We start from the raw sequence: 3223 nt of genomic DNA on the forward strand, positions 1-3223 counted from the left end.
ACGTGGGAATCGGCACCACCACTCCTTCAGCGAAATTAGCTGTTACTGGCAATGCCATGATAGATGGAGACTTAAGCTTCCTCGGAGACCAGACTATATCGGGGTCCGGCACTCTCACCTTAAACCCCGCAGGCAACCTGGAGCTCCAGTCTTCAGCCAACTACATCGACGAAGAAGGCAATCTGGTGGTGTCTGGCAGAGTGGATGCAGACACCCTCCAGTATTCTGGCAGCATCACCATCAACGCCACTTCGTCCGGAGCCACCGCCGTCCTTGTCACCAACGCAGACGGAAGAGCTGTAGCCGACCTCCAGATCGAAGGGGACATCGAAGTTCAGGGAGGAAAGCTCACCTTGGCTGACGGAGAAACCATTTCAGCTGAAACCTCAGACCATATTATCATCACTTCCGGAGGAACCCAGGTCTTAGACATCATATCCGGAGGCGTGAATATCACAGGCGGCGCCACCACCTCAGACAGGCTGTATGTTACAGCCGGCGGAGCTGACATCACGGGCCGGGTGGACATTGCAGGCCTCACTACCATCGCAGGCGACGCTTCAATTACAGGCAATGTCACCACCACCGGAGCTCTGGTGGTGCAGAACGGAGCCGACATTGCAGGAGTCCTTTCTTCAGACCAGCTGACGGTTTCCGGCCAGACCGACCTTCAAGGGAGCGTTTTAAATACTGCAGGCAACTTTACCATATCTGACACGGTTGACATGTCAGGGGACCTGAACCTTACGGGAAACTCGGCTTCCGTCGCTTTCTCCGGCACCGGAGACCACCTGCTTTCTGTAACCTCGGGAACCCTTAAGCTGGGCACCAGCACTTTAGCGGGCAATGTCACCGGAGCGGGATACCAGATCAGCGGCCTCGGGCAGCTGACAGTCGACAATCTGAAAATGGACGGCAACACCCTCGAGGCTGCCAGCGGAGACCTGGTGCTGGATTCCGATTCCGGCACGACCCGGATATCCGACTCGCTCATTATTACAGGCCTTCTCGAGGTGCAGGGAGACTTTGCCAGCTCCTCATTTGCCGGCCAGGTGGAGCTGTTTGGAACTCCCGACGGAACCGCCGTCGACCAAGGCTCCCTTTACGTCAATCCCGCCACTGCCGGGGTTAACAACACCCTGCTGGGCGTGGCAGTCAGCGACGTTCAAAAGATGAGGTTCGATGCCGAAGGGGACATGGAAATATCGGGCACCTTCTCTTCCACGGGAGCGGGGACTTCCCAGTTTTCCGGCGGATTGAGCGTTCTCGGCGGCCTTGCTCTCGGAGACGAGGCTTCCGACATCATCGATGTCGGAGGCAGGTTTTCTTCCAGCCTGGTGCCTTCCGAAGACGCAGCTTACACTCTTGGTTTGCCCGACTACAGGTGGTCGAATTTCTATGTCGCGACAGCCACCATCGACAATCTGATAGCGGGAGGATCCGCTTCCTCCACTTTTATCATCAATACAGGCAACACTTCAGCTGATGCGGAAGATTCCCAGCTGGAATTTGAAAGGGGATCTGCCTCCCCAAACGCTGTTTTCAAATGGAACTCTGCTCAAGACAGATTCGAGTTTAACGACTTTTCTGTCTACATGGCAAACAGCCTTAACGTGGCCGGCGACGAAACTTCTTCCTTTGCCGGTCCCGTCTTGTTTGCGGGCACTCCCTTGGGAACGGGAGTCGGACAAGGGTCCCTTTACATCAATCCTTCCTCCGGCCTTTCCGATTACACCGTTTTCTCCGTTGCGGTTAACGACAACGAAAGATTCAGGGTGGATGCCGAAGGAGATACCACCGTCCAAGGTTCTTTGGGAATCGAAAACTATATTTACGACATCACCCAGGACACTCTTTTGATTAATGACGACTTGCAGGTTGAAGGAGGGGACATCAAGGACGCGGGGGGAAACATCAGGATTACCTTAGGCGCCACCAACACCATTACAGGAAACCTGGCCGTTTCCACAGGCTACATCACCGGAGCCAACTCCGAGCAGATTATTCTCGGGGCCGTCGACAACAAGGTCCAGGTGGTCAGGGGAGGCTCCACTTACACCGTCTGCGACTCTTCGGGAAACTGCCAGTCGGCCGACGGAGGATACATCGGAGGCCTGGGCAATGACAACTACCTAACCAAATTTACGGGAAGCTACTCTGTCGGAGACTCTATTGTTTACGACAACGGCAGCCAGGTGGGAATCGGAACCACCACTCCTTCCCGCAAGCTTACCGTAGAAGGCAAGATTTTCGCCGCCGAGCAGGGAACGGCTCCAGGAGAGGTGATTACGGCGGGAAGAATACTGACAGCGGGCACGGGGCTTTCCGGAGGAGGTGATTTGACCCAGGACAGGACCTTTTCTGTCGACTACGGTTCTGCCGCCGGCACGGCTGTTGAAGGAGACACCCAGGTTACAGTCACCGCCGGAGACGCCGTTACCGGAGGGGGAACCATTACCCTCGGAGCGGGGGGAAGCGTCACCTTGAACCACCAAGACACTTCCACTCAAGCTTCAGTCGACAACTCAGACGGTACCGTCATACAGGATATTACCTTGGATACCTACGGCCACCTTACTGCCATTACCTCCTACGACTTGGACAACAGGTATTACACGGAAACGGAGTCTGACTCCAGGTTCGTCAACGTTACGGGAGACACAATGTCGGGCAACCTTACCATGACGGGAACCGCCGCCAACGTTATCTTGGGCTCCAACTGGCTGTCCGGGGACGGAGACGACGAGGGAGTATATGTAGACTCCCTGGGCCAGGTGGGCATCGGCACCACCACTCCCCAGGAAGCCTTGAGCGTGGCGGGCAATATCACAGGTTCCGGCAATTTGGTGTTAAGCGGCACCGTAGATACCGGACAAGGCGCCACGGAAGTATATTTAATGGACCAGGACGTTCAAACCACCGATGCTGTCGCTTTTGCCACCGTTAACACCGGATACGGAGACAACGAGCTATATGCCATGGACCAGCCCCTCAGAACAACAGACAGCGTTGCTTTCGGAAGCCTAGCCCTTACTTACGGCCTTTCCGCCGCCACCGGCACTTTCTCTGGAGCTTTAACGGCAGACTCTTTCACCGGAACCGTTAATCCTTCCAATATTCCTCTTTCCAGCACCAATATTTTGGTGGGCAACGCTTCCAACCTCGCTTCTTCCACTTCAGCCCTGGTTGTTACGGATGCGGGCGACGTGGGAATCGGCACCAC

General features: G+C 55.6%; 1 protein-coding gene. It reads left to right on the forward strand.

Annotated features, from left to right (window positions below):
* A partial coding sequence (locus PHI12_14385; protein ID MDD5511972.1) for a hypothetical protein occupies positions 1–3223 on the forward strand: 3223 nt, incomplete at both ends.

This window comes from Dehalococcoidales bacterium, from assembly GCA_028716225.1.
GTDB lineage: Bacteria > Chloroflexota > Dehalococcoidia > Dehalococcoidales > UBA5760 > UBA5760.